20 protein-coding genes and 1 tRNA gene are annotated in these 13,901 nt (G+C 68.0%); 5 read left to right on the forward strand and 16 right to left on the reverse strand.

Annotation, left to right across the window (positions count from 1 at the left end; all coding sequences use genetic code 11):
* Positions 1 to 2: 2 nt before the first annotated feature.
* The 7 genes from yihA to rpmH form a co-directional block, all read right to left on the reverse strand.
* A complete protein-coding gene (yihA, locus tag BYZ73_RS18845; protein ID WP_112317254.1) occupies positions 3 to 656 on the reverse strand; it encodes a ribosome biogenesis GTP-binding protein YihA/YsxC in 654 nt (217 codons plus the stop codon).
* Positions 653 to 1,399, reverse strand: coding sequence for an MOSC domain-containing protein (locus BYZ73_RS18850; protein WP_112317255.1), 747 nt, complete (start codon positions 1,397 to 1,399; stop codon positions 653 to 655). The genes yihA and BYZ73_RS18850 overlap by 4 nt, the downstream gene beginning before the upstream one ends.
* The gene (yidC, locus tag BYZ73_RS18855) at positions 1,396 to 3,246 is read right to left on the reverse strand and encodes a membrane protein insertase YidC (protein WP_108028802.1); all 1,851 of its coding nucleotides are present in this window, start codon (positions 3,244 to 3,246) and stop codon (positions 1,396 to 1,398) included. Before yidC ends, BYZ73_RS18850 begins: the two co-directional genes overlap by 4 nt.
* Positions 3,247 to 3,488: 242 nt before the next feature.
* A complete protein-coding gene (gene ttcA / locus BYZ73_RS18860; RefSeq protein ID WP_112317256.1) occupies positions 3,489 to 4,358 on the reverse strand; it encodes a tRNA 2-thiocytidine(32) synthetase TtcA in 870 nt (289 codons plus the stop codon).
* 70 nt (positions 4,359 to 4,428) lie between these two features.
* Positions 4,429 to 4,677, reverse strand: a complete 249-nt coding sequence (gene yidD, locus BYZ73_RS18865) for a membrane protein insertion efficiency factor YidD (RefSeq protein ID WP_108028800.1) — start codon at positions 4,675 to 4,677, stop codon at positions 4,429 to 4,431.
* Positions 4,674 to 5,090 (reverse strand): ribonuclease P protein component, encoded by a 417-nt coding sequence (gene rnpA / locus BYZ73_RS18870; protein ID WP_425451101.1) that lies wholly within the window; start codon positions 5,088 to 5,090, stop codon positions 4,674 to 4,676. The genes yidD and rnpA overlap by 4 nt, the downstream gene beginning before the upstream one ends.
* 25 nt (positions 5,091 to 5,115) lie before the next feature.
* Positions 5,116 to 5,250, reverse strand: coding sequence for a 50S ribosomal protein L34 (gene rpmH, locus BYZ73_RS18875; protein WP_108028798.1), 135 nt, complete (start codon positions 5,248 to 5,250; stop codon positions 5,116 to 5,118).
* A 279-nt stretch (positions 5,251 to 5,529) separates the two neighbouring features.
* On the opposite strand from rpmH, the gene BYZ73_RS18880 reads away from it, so the two are divergent.
* From BYZ73_RS18880 to BYZ73_RS18895, 4 genes are all read left to right on the forward strand, one after another.
* Positions 5,530 to 6,261 carry a TVP38/TMEM64 family protein gene (locus BYZ73_RS18880; protein ID WP_112317258.1) on the forward strand — a complete coding sequence of 244 codons (732 nt, stop codon included), beginning with the start codon at positions 5,530 to 5,532 and terminating at the stop codon, positions 6,259 to 6,261.
* A 4-nt stretch (positions 6,262 to 6,265) separates the two neighbouring features.
* On the forward strand, positions 6,266 to 7,678 hold the full coding sequence (locus tag BYZ73_RS18885; RefSeq protein ID WP_112317259.1) for a dihydrolipoyl dehydrogenase family protein: 1,413 nt from the start codon (positions 6,266 to 6,268) through the stop codon (positions 7,676 to 7,678).
* Between the two features lie 27 nt (positions 7,679 to 7,705).
* Positions 7,706 to 9,121, forward strand: a complete 1,416-nt coding sequence (locus tag BYZ73_RS18890; RefSeq protein WP_112317260.1) for a sensor histidine kinase — start codon at positions 7,706 to 7,708, stop codon at positions 9,119 to 9,121.
* A gap of 92 nt (positions 9,122 to 9,213) precedes the next feature.
* Positions 9,214 to 9,290 (forward strand) — tRNA-Arg (locus tag BYZ73_RS18895).
* 24 nt (positions 9,291 to 9,314) lie between these two features.
* Here the strand turns inward: BYZ73_RS18895 and BYZ73_RS18900 are convergent.
* The 9 genes from BYZ73_RS18900 to BYZ73_RS18935 form a co-directional block, all read right to left on the reverse strand.
* On the reverse strand, positions 9,315 to 10,397 hold the full coding sequence (locus tag BYZ73_RS18900; RefSeq protein WP_245943233.1) for a tyrosine-type recombinase/integrase: 1,083 nt from the start codon (positions 10,395 to 10,397) through the stop codon (positions 9,315 to 9,317).
* Positions 10,394 to 10,585 (reverse strand): hypothetical protein, encoded by a 192-nt coding sequence (locus tag BYZ73_RS18905; RefSeq protein ID WP_042456697.1) that lies wholly within the window; start codon positions 10,583 to 10,585, stop codon positions 10,394 to 10,396. The genes BYZ73_RS18900 and BYZ73_RS18905 overlap by 4 nt, the downstream gene beginning before the upstream one ends.
* Entirely contained in the window at positions 10,585 to 10,824 is a 240-nt protein-coding gene (locus BYZ73_RS18910) for a hypothetical protein (RefSeq protein ID WP_112317262.1), read from the reverse strand. Before BYZ73_RS18910 ends, BYZ73_RS18905 begins: the two co-directional genes overlap by 1 nt.
* Positions 10,824 to 11,537 (reverse strand): hypothetical protein, encoded by a 714-nt coding sequence (locus BYZ73_RS18915; protein WP_112317268.1) that lies wholly within the window; start codon positions 11,535 to 11,537, stop codon positions 10,824 to 10,826. Before BYZ73_RS18915 ends, BYZ73_RS18910 begins: the two co-directional genes overlap by 1 nt.
* Positions 11,538 to 11,542: 5 nt before the next feature.
* Positions 11,543 to 11,815 carry a hypothetical protein gene (locus BYZ73_RS18920; RefSeq protein WP_112317263.1) on the reverse strand — a complete coding sequence of 91 codons (273 nt, stop codon included), beginning with the start codon at positions 11,813 to 11,815 and terminating at the stop codon, positions 11,543 to 11,545.
* Positions 11,816 to 11,833: 18 nt separating this feature from the next.
* Positions 11,834 to 12,319, reverse strand: coding sequence for a hypothetical protein (locus BYZ73_RS18925; RefSeq protein ID WP_112317264.1), 486 nt, complete (start codon positions 12,317 to 12,319; stop codon positions 11,834 to 11,836).
* Complete coding sequence (locus BYZ73_RS22870; RefSeq protein ID WP_181498107.1) at positions 12,319 to 12,462, reverse strand: hypothetical protein; 144 nt, start codon at positions 12,460 to 12,462, stop codon at positions 12,319 to 12,321. Before BYZ73_RS22870 ends, BYZ73_RS18925 begins: the two co-directional genes overlap by 1 nt.
* Before the next feature lie 65 nt (positions 12,463 to 12,527).
* Positions 12,528 to 12,830: a hypothetical protein gene (locus BYZ73_RS22470; protein ID WP_146746331.1), complete on the reverse strand. Its 303-nt coding sequence runs from the start codon at positions 12,828 to 12,830 to the stop codon at positions 12,528 to 12,530.
* 249 nt (positions 12,831 to 13,079) lie between these two features.
* Positions 13,080 to 13,400, reverse strand: a complete 321-nt coding sequence (locus BYZ73_RS18935; protein ID WP_112317266.1) for a helix-turn-helix domain-containing protein — start codon at positions 13,398 to 13,400, stop codon at positions 13,080 to 13,082.
* Positions 13,401 to 13,485: 85 nt separating this feature from the next.
* Here BYZ73_RS18935 and BYZ73_RS18940 point away from each other — a divergent pair, with 85 nt between their 5' ends.
* Positions 13,486 to 13,776, forward strand: a complete 291-nt coding sequence (locus BYZ73_RS18940; RefSeq protein ID WP_075787370.1) for a hypothetical protein — start codon at positions 13,486 to 13,488, stop codon at positions 13,774 to 13,776.
* Positions 13,777 to 13,901 lie beyond the last annotated feature (125 nt).

Consider the following 13,901-nt stretch of genomic DNA (forward strand, 5'->3'; position numbering starts at 1 on the left):
CCCTAGCCGATACCCTCGATCACCGCGCGCAAGGTGGCGATCCCGTCGCCCTTCTCGGACGAGGTCAGCAGGATCTCGGGGAAGGCGGCGGGGTGGCGCGCCAACGCGCCCCTCACCTGGGCCAGAACCTTTTCGCGGTCGGCGGCCTTCACCTTGTCGGCCTTGGTCAGCACCGTCTGGAAGGTCACGGCGGCGCCGTCGAGCAGCTTCATGATCTCGTCGTCGACCGCCTTCACCCCGTGCCGCGCGTCGATCAGCACGAAGGCGCGGCGCAGCGTCTGCCGCCCGGCCAGATAAGACTTCAGCAGGCGTTGCCATTTCTCGACGATCTTCACCGGCGCCTCTGCATAGCCATAGCCCGGCAGGTCGACCAGGTAATGGCTGTCGCCCAGGGTGAAGTAGTTGATCTCCTGCGTCCGGCCCGGCGTGTTCGAGGCCCGCGCCAGCCCCTTGCGCCCGGTCAGCGCGTTGATGAGGCTTGACTTGCCGACATTCGAGCGCCCGGCAAAGCACAGCTCGGGCCGGTCGGCGGGCGGCAGCCCGTCCATCGCAACGACGCCTTTCAGGAATTCGACGGGCCCCGCGAAAAGCTTGCGCCCGCGTTCGGCGGCCTCGGCATCGGGCTCGGGGGTCAGGGGGAAGGGAAGGGGGGTCATAGCGCCTCCACAGCGTCGCCAAGGGCCACGCGGCCGCCCTCGATCACCTCGGCATAGACGCCGAATTGCTTGTGCCCCCAGCCGGCCTGCAGTGCGCCCAGCGTGTCGGCGTCGCGTTCGCCGGTTTCGGGGTTGGCGGCCGTCGCCAGACAGCGGGTGATGCGCTCGCGCACCTCGATCACCGCCCGGCCCAGCCGCAGCTTCTGTCCGACCCAGTCGAATTCGGCAAAGGGGGCAAGCCCCTCGATCCAGAAATTGCCGCGAAAGCGCAGCGGCGACAGGTTCTGGCCAACCCTGTCGGACAGCGCCGCGAGCGAGGCGAGCCCCAGCAGGCTGATCGAGGGAAAGGCGCTGTCGGTCATGCCCCGCCCCGGCGCCCGGACGATCCGGGTCGAGGCGGCGCGGTCCCCGGGCATCAGCGGGCGGACCCAGTCGATCAGGGCCGCGCCCTCGTTGTCGGGAGAGAATGTCAGATCGGGCCGGTCGGGATGGGTCAGGGTCACCTGCCCGGCCGCCTCGTCCAGCCGCGCGCCGATGGCCATCAGCTGCGGCGCCTTCGCCCCGCGCGAGAAGTTCGCGCAGGGCGCCCAGTCGGTTCCGTCGGTTCGCGACGCCTCATGCGCCACGGCCCAGGTGCGGTCCCAGGGCAGGGTCCGGCCGGCCTCAAGATCCGCCGCCTCCAGCGCCTCGGCGCCGTGGCCCTTGATCGGGTGGCGATAGATCCGGGCCAGCCGTGCCGTCATTTGTGCTCCGGTTCCGGCTTCTTCTTGCGGAAGCTCGACCTGATATTGCCCAGCACGTCGGGGTGATAGCCGTGGATGCGCATGATCGCATATTGCTGGATGAAGGTGATCGTGTTGTTGCAGATCCAGTACAGCACCAGCCCGCTGGCAAAGTTGCCAAGCATGAACATGAACACCCAGGGCAGCCAGGCGAAGACCATGGCCTGCGTCGGATCGGTGGGCGTCGGGTTCAGTTTCTGCTGCAGCCACATCGAGATCCCCAGCAGGATCGGCAGCACACCGAGCGACAGGATCGCAAGGAACGAGCCCGGCTCCGGCGGCGCATAGGGCAGCAGGCCGAACAGGTTCAGGATCGAGGACGGATCGGGCGCCGACAGGTCGTGGATCCAGCCGATCCAGGGCGCATGGCGCAGCTCGATGGTGACGAAGATCACCTTGTAGAGCGAGAAGAAGATCGGGATCTGCACGAAGAGCGGCAGACAGCCCGCGGCCGGGTTCACCTTCTCTTTCTTGTAGAGCGTCATCATCTCTTGCTGCAGCTTCTGGCGATCGTCGCCGCAGCGTTCCTTCAGCTCTTCCATCTTGGGCTGAAGTTCCTTCATCTTCGCCATCGAGCTGTAGGACTTGTAGGCCAGCGGCAGCACGATCGCCTTGATGATGACGGTCAGAAGGATGATCGACCAGCCCATCGAGCCCGGAACGCCCAGACCCGACATCGCGCCGTTCAGCCAGTGCAGGACGCGGAAGATGGGTTTGGTGAAGAAGAAGAACCAGCCCCAGTCGATCGAGTCGATGAAGCGGAAGATGCCGTCATCGGTCTGGTAATGGTGGATCGTCTCCCATTCCTTGGCGCCTGCGAAGAGCATGGTCGAGGTGCCCTCGGTGGCGCCCGGGGCGACGGTCACGACCGGCAGCCGCGCCTCGACCTGATAGATGTCGGGGCCCGAGACGTATTTCGCGACAGAGGTGAAGGGCTGCCCCGGTTCCGGGATCAGCGTGGTCATCCAGTACTTGTCGGTAAAGCCGATCCAGCCGTTCTCCTGAACGTCGGTGACCTCGGCATTGGCCCCTTCGCGCTCGACATAATCCATGTCGGGCATCTTCTTGTACTTGATCTCTTCCAGTTCCTCGTCGGTCTGCCGGACGACACCCTCGTGCAGGATGTAGAACCGGCTGCCCTCGGGCTGGCCATGACGCGCGACGATGCCGTAGGGGGCCAGGCGCACCGCGCTGCCGGTGGCGTTCTCGACGCTCTGCGCGACGGTGAACATGTAGTTCTCGTCGATGCTGATCGTGCGGTGGAAGGTCAGGCCCTTGCCGTTGTCCCAATGCATCGAGACGGGGGTCTCGACGCTCAGCGCGTCATTGCCGTCGAGCGTCCAGAGCGTGTTGGCGCCGGGCACGTCCTCGTAGCCCAGATCGCCCGCGGGCGCCCAGCCGTAAAGCGCGTAATAGGGCCGGTCGGTCCCGACCGGCTCCAGCAGCGAGACCAGCGGCGAGTCCGGGTCCAGCGTCTCGTGATAGCCCTTCAGCGCCAGCCGGTCGATGCGCCCGCCCAGAAGCGAGATCGACCCGGTCAGGCGCGGCGTCTCGATCGACAGCCGGGGCGCCTCCGAGGCCAGCGAGGGCGCGGCGGTCTCGGGCGTGGCGAGCGCGCCGGTGCCCGGGGTCGCGGGCGGGGCGGCGGCGACGTCCGGCGTCGTGCCGCTGTCGGTCGCGGTCGTCGTCGCGACGGCCGGTTCCTCGCTCGGGGTCTGCTGTTCGGGCGGGAACAGCAGGAACCATCCGAGGATCACCAGAAAGCTGAGCGCCGTTGCGAGAATGAGATTCTTGTTCTGATCGTCCATGGCAGACCGCCACCCCGTCCTTTTAAAGGTGTGGGTGCTTCAACAGATTGAGGCCGGGGAGGTCAAGTCGTTTTGCCGACGCACGGCGCCCGGGCCGGGGCGGCGAGGGCCTTGGCCCGGCCTCGTCCCGGCGGATCGCCCGGCTCGGGCGTCCTCTGGGGGTATCCGGACCGCGAAGACGACAGTGCGTTCTTCTTCTTGGATAAAATACCCGATACGCAACACAGGCAAGGGGCTGGCCGTCAGGGGTCGGGCGCCTCCCCGGGCAGGGCGCCGGGCGTCCCGGCCGCCGGACGCGCCAGCGCCGCGAAATCGAACAGCGCGGGGTCAAGCAGATGTGAGGGCCGCACATGCATCAGCGCGCGGAACATCTTCTGCCGTCGCCCGGGATGGTTCGCCTCCCACTGGTCGAGCATCGCCTTGACTTGCATCCGCTGCAGCCCGTCCTGACTGCCGCAAAGATTGCAGGGGATCACCGGATAGCTCATCGCCTGGGCGAAGCGCGCGCAATCGGCCTCGGCGACATGGGCGAGCGGGCGATAGACGAACAGGTCGCCCTCCTCGTTCACAAGCTTCGGCGGCATCGTTGCCAGCCGCCCGCCATGAAAGAGGTTCAGCAGGAAGGTTTCGAGGATATCGTCGCGGTGATGGCCCAGCACCACCGCCGAACAGCCCTCCTCGCGGGCGATCCGGTAGAGGTTGCCGCGCCGCAGCCGCGAGCATAGCGCGCAATAGGTGCGCCCCTCGGGGATCTTGTCCATGACGATGGAATAGGTGTCCTGATACTCGATCCGGTGCGGCACGCCCATCTTCGTCAGGAACTCGGGCAGGACCGTCGCCGGAAAGCCCGGCTGGCCCTGATCGAGATTGCAGGCCAGAAGCTCGACCGGCAACAGCCCCCGCCATTTCAGTTCGTAAAGCGCGGCGAGCAGCGTGTAGCTGTCCTTGCCGCCCGAGAGGCAGACCAGCCAGCGCGCGCCGCGTTCGATCATCCCGTACTGCTCGATGGCCTCGCGGGTGTCGCGGATGATCCGCTTGCGCAGCTTCTTGAACTCGGTGGTCGAGGGCGCGCCGTAAAACAGCGGATGGATATCGTCTGGCTCGTCGAACATGGCGCTGGCTATGCCAGATCGCCCGCCGCCGGGGAAGGGGAAAGGCGCGGCGCCAGAGTGCTGGCCGCCGTCAGCGCTCTGGCGGCGGTTCGCCGGGTTTTGGCGGCACCGGGTCGTAGCCGCAGCCGCCCCAGGGATTGCAGCGCAGGATCCGCCAGATCGCCAGCGCGCCGCCGCGCAGCGCGCCGTGCCGTTCCAGCGCCTCCAGCGCATAGGCCGAACAGGTCGGCTGATAGCGGCAGTTGAACCCGATCCAGGGCGACAGCACCAGCCGGTAGGCCCGGATCGGCAGGGCGAAAAGGCGGGCAAGCGGGCTCATGGCGCGTCGGCATGCAGCCGGTCGAGGGCGCGGCGCAGGTCGGCGCGAAGCGCCTCGAATTCACGGGTCGCGGTCACGTCGGGGCGGCCGATCAACACGTAATCCCAGCCCGGGCGGCCATGCCGCGGCAGCTCGGCCCGGGCGATCTCGCGCAGCCGGCGCTTGGCGCGGTTGCGGGCGACGGCATTGCCGACCTTCTTGGAACAGGTGAAGCCGACCCGGATGCCGCCCCCGGGCGCCTCGTCCCGGCGCCGCGCCTGCAGCGTGAAGGCCGGGGCCGACTGCCGCCGGGCGCGCGCGGCCAGCAGGAAATCGGCGCGCTTGGACAACACCGTCAGGCATGACGAAACCGCCGGGGACGTTTCGGAACGCTCCGGCATATCGGAGGTCCCGCCCATCCCCGGCGGTGTCACGTCACGTTCGCCGTCAGGCGTGGTCTCAGGCGCACAGACGCTTGCGGCCACGGGCACGGCGGGCGTTCAGGATCTTCTGGCCGCTCTTGGTGGCCATGCGGGCCCGGAAGCCGTGACGCTTCTTGCGGACCAGGTTCGAAGGTTGATAGGTGCGTTTCATCGCGCGTCGCTCCGTCGAGATGGACCCAAACCGCGTGCGGATTCGAAGGCCCCATGGTGTTCGAAGCCCGTCCTTTAGGGGCTTGGCGCGGGCAAGTCAATTCGTCCCGCGCGGGAAATGTTGCAATCGGCTGCGTCCGCACCGCGCAAGTGGCTCCGAAGGGGCCGGTCACCGACGATCAATGCGGCGTGAACGGCCTGTGCAGGGCGGCAGGGTCCATGCATCTTGTTCAGGGACGCATCCCACCCTTCATTCTCCGCCAGAGCGGCCCAGAGGATCATGACCGAGACGACCGAGACGCCCCAGACCCGGCCGACCCGAGCCCGCCACCTGCCGCTGATCGCGATTGCCGCGGTGGCGGTTGTCGGCGCGCTGACCCTGCGCGACCAGCTCGGTTTCGAGGCGCTCGCCGCCCATCGCGAGGCGCTGATCGCGCTGCGCGATGCGAATTATGCCGGGGCGGCGCTGGGCTTCATGCTGGCCTATGTCGCAATCGTGGCCTTCTCGCTACCCGGGGCGACGGTGGCGACGCTGGCGGGCGGCTTCCTGTTCGGGGTCTTCCCGGGCGTGCTCTTCAACGTGACCGCCGCGACGCTTGGCGCGGTGCTGATCTTCCTTGCGGCACGCTGGGGCCTCGGCGACAGGCTCGCGGCCCGGCTCGATGCCAGTGAGGGCCGCGTGGCCGCGCTCCGCGAGGGGCTGCGCGAGAACGAGCTGTCTGTCCTCTTCCTGATCCGCTTGGTGCCAGCCGTGCCCTTCTTCGTTGCGAACCTCTTGCCCGCGCTGGTGGGCGTTTCGGCCGGGCGCTTTGCCGTCACCACCTTCTTCGGGATCATGCCGGGGGCGCTGGTCTACACCTGGGTCGGCGCCGGGCTGGGCGAGGTCTTCGCCCGGGGCGAGCGGCCCGATCTGGGGATCGTCTTCGAGCCGCAGGTGCTGGGGCCGCTTCTGGGGCTCGCGGCGCTGGCCGCGCTGCCCATCGTGCTCCGGGCCCTGCGGCGGAGGCGCTAGGCCGATGGCACCGACGAAGACCGATCTTTGCATCATCGGGGCGGGGTCCGCCGGGCTGTCGCTGGCGGCTGGCGCGGTGCAGATGGGCGCGCGCGTCGTGCTGATCGAAGGCCACAAGATGGGCGGCGACTGCCTGAACTATGGCTGCGTGCCGTCGAAAGCCCTGATCGCGGCTGCGGCCCAGGCCCAGATGACGCGGACGGGCGGTTGCGGCATCGCCGGGACCGCGCCCCGGATCGATCATGCCGCGGTGATGGCGCATGTGCATGCCGCCATCGCCGCCATCGCCCCCCATGACAGCGTCGAGCGGTTCGAGGGGCTCGGGGTGCGGGTGATCCGCGACTGGGCGCGGTTTCTCTCGCCGCGCGAGCTCGAGGCGGGGGGGGAGGTGATCCGTGCCCGCCGCTTCGTCGTCGCCACCGGCTCGCGGCCCTCGATCCCGCCGATCCTCGGCCTCGACGAGGTGCCCTACTTGACCAACGAGACCCTGTTCGACCTGCGCGAGCGCCCCGACCGCCTGTTGATCCTGGGCGGCGGGCCGGTCGGCATCGAGATGGCCCAGGCCCATGCCCGGCTGGGTGTGCCGGTGACGGTGATCGAAGGCCGCAAGGCGCTTGGGCGCGAAGACCCCGAGGCTGCGGCGCTCGTTCTGGACCGGCTCCGCTCCGAAGGGGTCGAGGTCCTTGAAGATACCGAGTTGCGGCGCGTCTCGGGCGGGCCGGGAGCGATCTCGGCGCAGACCGAGGGAGGCACGATTAAGGGCAGCCACCTGTTGATCGCGGCGGGCCGCCGTCCGGCGCTCGACAGGCTGAACCTGTCCGCGGCGGAGGTCGAGACCGATGCCCGGGGAATCCGGGTCGGTGTCGGCCTGCGCAGCACCAACCGCCGGATCTATGCCATCGGCGATGCCGCGGGGCAGGGGCAGTTCACTCATCTGGCGGGCTATCACGCGGGCGTCGTGATCCGGCCGATCCTGTTCGGTCTGCCCGCCCGGGCCCGGACCGGCCACATCCCGCGCGTCACCTATTGCGACCCCGAACTGGCGCAGATCGGCCCGACCGAGGCCGAGGCCCGTGCCGCCCATGGCGATGCGATCGATGTGGTGCGGGCCGATTACGCCGGGAATGACCGCGCCGTGGCCAGCGGCCGCACCGAGGGATTCGTCAAGGTCGTGGTCCATCGCGGCCGTCCGCTGGGCGTGACCCTGGTCGGCGCCGAGGCCGGCGAACTGGTCTCCCCCTGGGCCCTTGCCATCGCCAGCGGTCAGCGGATGACCGCCATGACCGGCATGGTTGCGCCCTATCCGACACTGGGTGAGCTTAACAAGCGGGCAGCGGGCGCCTATTTTTCCCCAAAACTGTTCGAGAATCCCTGGGTCAAGCGGGGGGTGAGGGCGATTCAGCGCCTGCTGCCCTGATGCCCGGCCGGGGCGAGGGCGAGGCACATGTTTCTCAATTCCCTGTCGGGACGCTTCCTGCTTTTGACGATCGTCTTCGTCATGCTGGCCGAGGTCCTGATCTTCGTGCCGTCGGTTGCCCGGTTTCGCGTCGATTTCCTGCTGGCGCGGCTGGAACGGTCGCAGATCGCCTCGCTCGCGCTGCTGGCCAGCGACGGCATGATCAGCGACGAGCTCGAACGCGAATTGCTGCAGAATGCGGGCGTCTACAACGTCGTGCTGCGCCGCGACCAGGCGCGCGAGCTGGTCCTGTCCTCGCCGATTCCCGAACCGGTCTATCGCAGCTTCGATCTGCGCGAGGCGGGCGTGTTCGACCTCATCCCCGATGCGTTGATCCGGCTGGTCGACCCCAAGACCCGGGTGATCCGGGTGATCGGGCAGCCGGTCCAGCGCGCGGGCCTGCTGATCGAGGTCACGATGAGCACGGCCGAACTGCGCAAGGCGATGATCGACTACGGTCTCAGGATTCTGGTGCTGTCGGCGGTGATCTCGGTGCTGTCGGCGCTGCTGCTGTTCCTGGCGGCGCGGCGGCTTCTGGTGGTGCCGATCCGGCGCGTGGTGCGGGCGATGCTGGTCTATGCCGAGGCCCCCGAGGACAACCGGCGGATCATCACCCCCTCGGCCCGGGTGCGCGAGCTGAACGAGGCCGAGACCGCGCTGCGGGCCCTGCAGGAAGAGCTGACCGGCGCGCTGCGCCAGAAGGACCGGCTGGCGCAGCTGGGCGCGGCCGTCGCCAAGATCAGCCACGATCTGCGCAACATCCTGACCACGGCCCAGCTTTTCGCCGACCGGATGGAGCTCAGCGACGATCCGGCGGTCAAGCGCGCCGCGCCCAAGATCGTCGGCGCGATCAGCCGCGCAGTGCATCTGTGCGAGGCGACGCTGGCCTTCGGGCGCGCACAGGAGCCGCCGCCCCGGCTCGAACGGGTGGCGCTGGCGCCCATCATCAACGAGGTCGTCGACGGCGAGCGGCTGGCGGCGGGCGACTACGACATCAGCTTTTCCGAGGATGTGCCGGCCGGTCTGACGCTGCGCGCCGATGTCGAACAGCTGCTGCGGGTGCTGACCAATCTGGTGCGCAACTCCCGCCAGGCCATCGTGGCGTCGGGCAAACCCGGCGAGATCGGCATCCGCGCTGACGAGACCGAAGAGGATTGGGTGATAAAGGTCACCGATACCGGTCCGGGCCTACCGCCCAAGGCGCGCGAGCATCTGTTCCAGCCGTTCCATGGCGGCACACGGAAGGACGGCACGGGTCTGGGCCTCGCGATCGCGATGGAGCTGGTTCGCGGCCATGGCGGCGCGCTTCATCTGCGCCGCAGCGACGCCTCCGGCACCGCCTTCGAGATCCGCCTGCCGAAGGCTGCGGCGGCCTTGCCGGGCGAGGGCGATCTGCCCGGCTGACGACCTGCCGGTCGTCGGCGAAAAAAACTGCGCCCTTTCGGTCGGTTTGCCCCTTGCACCCCCCTCCGAACGGCGTTACATGAGCCTCCCACGCGCTGGTAGCTCAGTTGGATAGAGTACTTGACTACGAATCAAGGGGTCGGGGGTTCGAATCCTCCCCAGCGCGCCACTTCCCAAATAACCAACTGAGAACTCACGACTTTTTCGGAAATGTTGCAACTTGCGCGGCAGGCGTTGCAACGTTCTGTTCTTGTTCTTCCCCCATGACGGCCCGTCGCCGACTCGCCTGGCGGGTATAGTGTTCGGCTTCCTTGAGGGTCTGATGGCCCAGCCAGGACATGATCTGGTGCGCCGACGCGCCCGCCTCGGCGAGGGCAACGCCGCGGGTCTTGCGAAGCCCATGGGCGCTTTTCTCGATGCCAGCTTCCGCCGCCGCGGCCCGGATCATGTTGCCGAGGCCCTTTTCGGATCTCGGGGCGCCCGCGGCCGTCGCGAGGAACGTCATGTGGCGTGAATTGAGCGCGGCCAGCGCGTCGTGCATCGCCTCCCGGTCCCCGGCATAGCCTTCGGCATAGACGGGCAGTCTGGCGGTCCAGGGCACGAAGGCGGGCTGTTTCACCTTGCTTTGGGTGTAGATCAGGACCCCGGCGCGATCCACATGGCCCGGGCCGATCATCACCGCATCGCCAATCCGAAATCCGGTCCAGTGCAGCAGCTCGAAGGCGGCGCGCTTGCTGGTGCCGATGGGCCAGCGGGTGCGGAAGGCGTCGATATCGGCGGCGGTCCAGGCCGGGTGCCCGATTGTCTTGGGGGCACGGGGCAGGGTCACGGTGAGCGAGGGGTCGGTTTCAAGCAGGCCCGCATCCACGCCGAACGCGCAAAGGAATCGCCAGGCCTTGCGCCGGTCGACCGGGCTCTCGGCCGTCGCGACATTGGCGCGGATATGGCGATCCCTGAGACCCTTGGCCGGTGCCTCGCCCCCGTCTCGGCGGATGGCCTCGAAATGGCGGCGCAGGGTTGCCCGGTAGACGGCGCTGCGCGACAGGAACCGGTCGGAGTGCACCGTCGCCTCGATCAGGGCCCCCACGGTGCCGGGCGGCAGGCGCAGGGGGCGCGTCGCGGCCTCGGCGGCCTTTCTCGCTGCGGCATAGGCGGCCAGAAAATCGGGATGGTCGTGCGGCAGGTCCGGGAGCCGAATCAGCTTCTGCCCCTTCTTTCGGAAATACCAATCGGTGCGGTTGCCGCGCCGGACCGGCATGAGGTTCGTGAGGGTCACCGTGGTCCCCCGAAGGCCGCGTCGCATTGTGCCTCGTCCCCGTCGATCTCTTCGAAGGATACGGGCAGGCGGGACGGACCGGCAAGGATCCTGATCGTGCCCCGGGTGATCTCGATATCGGCCCCGGCGGCGCGCGCCACGTTGACGGCCCGGCGCAGCTCGGCCTCGGTGAAACGGGGCGCGCCCATCACTCTTTCTCCTTTTCCCAAAGATCGCCGCAGCCTGCAGAAGACCCTGTCGGCTGCAATTGGCCTGTTTCCGCGCATCGCGGGCAGGTCGGACGGGGCGGTGCCTCGGTCCCGCCTTCCAGCTTGTCGACGCGGGCCTGCAGCTCGGCGAACTCGGCGGTCAGCCCCGCGAGCTCGTCGCAATTGTGCCGGGCGAGGCTCTCGATCTCCTCGATCCGGTCGGGGGTGGTCTCTGACATCACGCGGCCTCCTGTCTTGCATCGCCGCCCCATTGGCTGGCCGCGGCGGCGGCGAGGCCCTCGAAGGTGCGGCTGCGGATCTTCCAGCGGTCGGGGCCGGGCGGGGCCCGGTGGACCGCGCTCCAGCGCTTGTGCGCTTCGGTGCCGGGCGCGGGCGGGCTCAGGCGGTCGGTGGCGCTCAGCGGCGCGAGGCCGCGCAGGTGAAGCCCCGTGGCCTTGAAGAAGGGCTCGCCGAACCACCAGGGCTGGACGATCTGCGGTTTCGGCAGATCGGCGGGCAAGCGGGCGCGGCCATGCGGGTGCATCACCGGGTTCTCGACCGCGACGCGCGGGATCGGGGCGCGCCAGCAGGCCGAGAAGAGCGCGGCACCCTCGTCAAGCAATCGCCACATGATGGCACGGCGGGCCTCTTCGTGCAGGTTCGGCCAGGCGGCGCGCTCGTCGGGACGCGCCTCGGCCGGGGCGTTGGTCGGCGGCACATGCAGCCAGCGGACGCCCGAATTGCAGAGCCGGGTGCAGGGCGGGTGCATCACCGCGAGCAGGTCCCAGCCCAGATCCAGCACCTCGCGGATATCGCAGATCATGTGCCGGTTGGTGGCATCCTCGGCGGGCAGCAGGTCGCAGGACCAGACATCGTGCCCGCGCGCGGCGAAGGCCCGGCGCATCACGCCCGAGGTCTCGCAGCCGATCAGGATGCGTAACGGGGCCGCCATTTTCATCAGCACCAAATGATGCGGGCCCGCGAGGCGGGCTTGGTCTCGGAAGGCTTGGGCGAGGTCGTGACCGCCTGAACCTCGGTCATGTTGACTGCGCCCCTTGGGAAGTGGAGCCAGCCCACCTTGCCAAATTCGCTTTCGTGCTTCTGCAACTCTTCCAGGACGCCGAGGACGGCCGCTTTTGCCGCGATCCATTCGACGGTGTCGCCTCCTCTCAGCGTGAATTTCAGGATCCATTCCGGTTCAGTGTCGGGGGCGGTGGTTTCGTCTGCCATGGTGCTATCCTTGTGATGTCAATCGAAGGGAAAGAGGCGAGTGGCCGCCTTCATCCAGTTTTGGGCGGCCTCGGCCTCGTCGCGTCCGGTGGCGGTCAGCCCGAAAAGCTGGATCTCGTAGAAGGCCACCCGCCCGGGCAGCGCTGGGATTTCGAGCCCGTGGCGGCGAAGCGCGCCGCGGATCGCCGCCAGCTGCACCTCGGGAGCGGCGCCCTGCCATTCGGCGACAAAGGCGGCCAGCGCGTCGGGTGGCGGAGCGATGGCGTCGATGAGGCTCATGCGGCACCGCCTGCCCGGGCCTGTTCCGGCCAGGCCGCTGAGCGTGCTGGCGCGGCCCTGCAACCGCTCGGCCCGGGCGAAGGCGGCGCGGGCGAGCAGCGGCTTGCCGTCGCGCGCGCTCGATTTGGCGGCGACGCGGGCGGTCTGGGCCTCCATGCGGGCGGCAGCGGCCTCGGCGGCGAGGCGGTCGGCGATCTGCGGGGCAATGGCGAGGATCGCGGCCATCAGAGGCTGGCCTCCGCGATCCTGGCCAGCGTGAGCCCGCCCCAGGCCGAGCCGATGAAGGCAAGGCTGATCAGGGCGCCCAGCAGCGCGTCGCGCCAGGTGCCGAAGCCGTAGGTTGCGGGAAGGTCGGGGATTTGGGGCATGCGGGGCATGATGTCCTCCGGGTCTGGGCATGGGATGAGGGCCGACGCGCGGCCCGCACCGATGCTCAGAGACCGGCGTTCTCGCTGTCGTCGCCTTCGGCCTCGCTCGGGTCGGCGGGCTCGGGATCGGCGGCCTCGACCTCCTTCGGGTCGGTGCCGGTGGGCGCGCGGTAATAGATGCAGCCCGGGGCGTGGGTGCGCTGGAAGGCGTTGGTGCCCGTGATGGCGGCAAAGCAGTCCGCGCCATCGGCCGAGGGCTGGCGGATTGCCGACAGATCCTCGGTGGCGTTGACAGCGGCGAGCGCGGGCGCGGCCAGAAGGGCAAGCGCGGTCGCGGTCAGGATGGTTTTGGGGTTCAAGCGGATCATCTGGGAGTGCCTCCATCGATGGTTTCGATGAGGCATCGTAATCCGAAAAATTCGGATCTGTCTAGTCGGCGGACCGAAAAATTCGTATCAGAGGGTCGGCCGAAGTGTGCGGCGCGACCACCTTCGGCTGTCCAAATCCCCCCTTGAGCGCGCGCAAGCGCGTAGGAAAAGCCGAGGACTAACTGATGATTCGTCTGCTGATATTCGCGCGAAGGCGCGGCATCAATCTCAACTGGATACTCGATCCGACTACCGCTTGGCGGCGGCGAGAGCCTCGAATAGTCGCTCTTGGACATCGCCAGGAAGCTGGGCGAAATCACCGTGCAGAACGAAGTTGAAGTCGATCCTGTGGCGCCGATAAAGGATCTTCATAACTGGAATTGAAGGCGCTCCGCGCTTCTCCTGGCTGTTGTAGGTGGTGGCAGAAAGCCCCGCCTCAGCCGCAAAGTCCTTCTGCTGCGCATAGCCCGCTGCCTCGCGCGCCGCACGCAAACGAAGCGAGATCGCTTCCGGGCTTGTGTCGCCCAGAAGGGTCAGTTGTTCGCGGCTCTCAACGCTCTCGCACCCCATATGACTGTTTACTCTGACCGCGGAGGGTGTGGGAAATTATCAAGGCCACTTGACAATCCGATAAATTCGGATCGATGGTGGGGCCATGTGCGATATTCGAGAGTTCATACAGGCCTTGGGTGGATGCCGCGCGGTCGCGCAGCGTCTCGGTGCGAAGTACACGACGATACACTCGCACCTGGCCGCAGGCGCCTTCCCGGCGAAGTATTACGACGCCTTCTGTGCCCTGGCCGTTGAGGTCGGCCGCGAGCCCCCGCCGAAAAAGCTGTTCTCCTTTGTCCAGATCCCTGAGGCCGCTCGCCGCAGCGGGATCGCAGGAGGTTCGGGCGACGCGGTCACAGATGTCGACAGCGACGAGAAGCGGGGCGCCGCCTGATGCCTTCCACATCTTCTCCCGTCCTCTTTTCAGCGGCGACCGGCCCATGCGGTCATATTGGAGGAAGTCATATGCAAAAGTCCTTCCAGAATTTGCGCGACCCGCAGGAGCGGGAGCGGAAGTGG

The organism is Rhodovulum viride (assembly GCF_003265965.1).
GTDB lineage: Bacteria > Pseudomonadota > Alphaproteobacteria > Rhodobacterales > Rhodobacteraceae > Rhodovulum > Rhodovulum kholense.

Excerpts from the sequence above, each read along its gene's own strand:
- yihA (WP_112317254.1), bottom strand. The coding sequence starts at position 656 with ATGACCCCCCTTCCCTTCCCCCTGACCCCCGAGCCCGATGCCGAGGCC.
- BYZ73_RS18850 (WP_112317255.1), bottom strand. The coding sequence starts at position 1,399 with ATGACGGCACGGCTGGCCCGGATCTATCGCCACCCGATCAAGGGCCAC.
- yidC (WP_108028802.1), bottom strand. The coding sequence starts at position 3,246 with ATGGACGATCAGAACAAGAATCTCATTCTCGCAACGGCGCTCAGCTTT.
- ttcA (WP_112317256.1), bottom strand. The coding sequence starts at position 4,358 with ATGTTCGACGAGCCAGACGATATCCATCCGCTGTTTTACGGCGCGCCC.
- yidD (WP_108028800.1), bottom strand. The coding sequence starts at position 4,677 with ATGAGCCCGCTTGCCCGCCTTTTCGCCCTGCCGATCCGGGCCTACCGG.
- rpmH (WP_108028798.1), bottom strand. The coding sequence starts at position 5,250 with ATGAAACGCACCTATCAACCTTCGAACCTGGTCCGCAAGAAGCGTCAC.
- BYZ73_RS18880 (WP_112317258.1), top strand. The coding sequence starts at position 5,530 with ATGACCGAGACGACCGAGACGCCCCAGACCCGGCCGACCCGAGCCCGC.
- BYZ73_RS18885 (WP_112317259.1), top strand. The coding sequence starts at position 6,266 with ATGGCACCGACGAAGACCGATCTTTGCATCATCGGGGCGGGGTCCGCC.
- BYZ73_RS18890 (WP_112317260.1), top strand. The coding sequence starts at position 7,706 with ATGTTTCTCAATTCCCTGTCGGGACGCTTCCTGCTTTTGACGATCGTC.
- BYZ73_RS18905 (WP_042456697.1), bottom strand. The coding sequence starts at position 10,585 with ATGGGCGCGCCCCGTTTCACCGAGGCCGAGCTGCGCCGGGCCGTCAAC.
- BYZ73_RS18910 (WP_112317262.1), bottom strand. The coding sequence starts at position 10,824 with ATGTCAGAGACCACCCCCGACCGGATCGAGGAGATCGAGAGCCTCGCC.
- BYZ73_RS18915 (WP_112317268.1), bottom strand. The coding sequence starts at position 11,537 with ATGGCGGCCCCGTTACGCATCCTGATCGGCTGCGAGACCTCGGGCGTG.
- BYZ73_RS18920 (WP_112317263.1), bottom strand. The coding sequence starts at position 11,815 with ATGGCAGACGAAACCACCGCCCCCGACACTGAACCGGAATGGATCCTG.
- BYZ73_RS18925 (WP_112317264.1), bottom strand. The coding sequence starts at position 12,319 with ATGGCCGCGATCCTCGCCATTGCCCCGCAGATCGCCGACCGCCTCGCC.
- BYZ73_RS22870 (WP_181498107.1), bottom strand. The coding sequence starts at position 12,462 with ATGCCCCAAATCCCCGACCTTCCCGCAACCTACGGCTTCGGCACCTGG.
- BYZ73_RS22470 (WP_146746331.1), bottom strand. The coding sequence starts at position 12,830 with ATGATCCGCTTGAACCCCAAAACCATCCTGACCGCGACCGCGCTTGCC.
- BYZ73_RS18935 (WP_112317266.1), bottom strand. The coding sequence starts at position 13,400 with ATGGGGTGCGAGAGCGTTGAGAGCCGCGAACAACTGACCCTTCTGGGC.
- BYZ73_RS18940 (WP_075787370.1), top strand. The coding sequence starts at position 13,486 with ATGTGCGATATTCGAGAGTTCATACAGGCCTTGGGTGGATGCCGCGCG.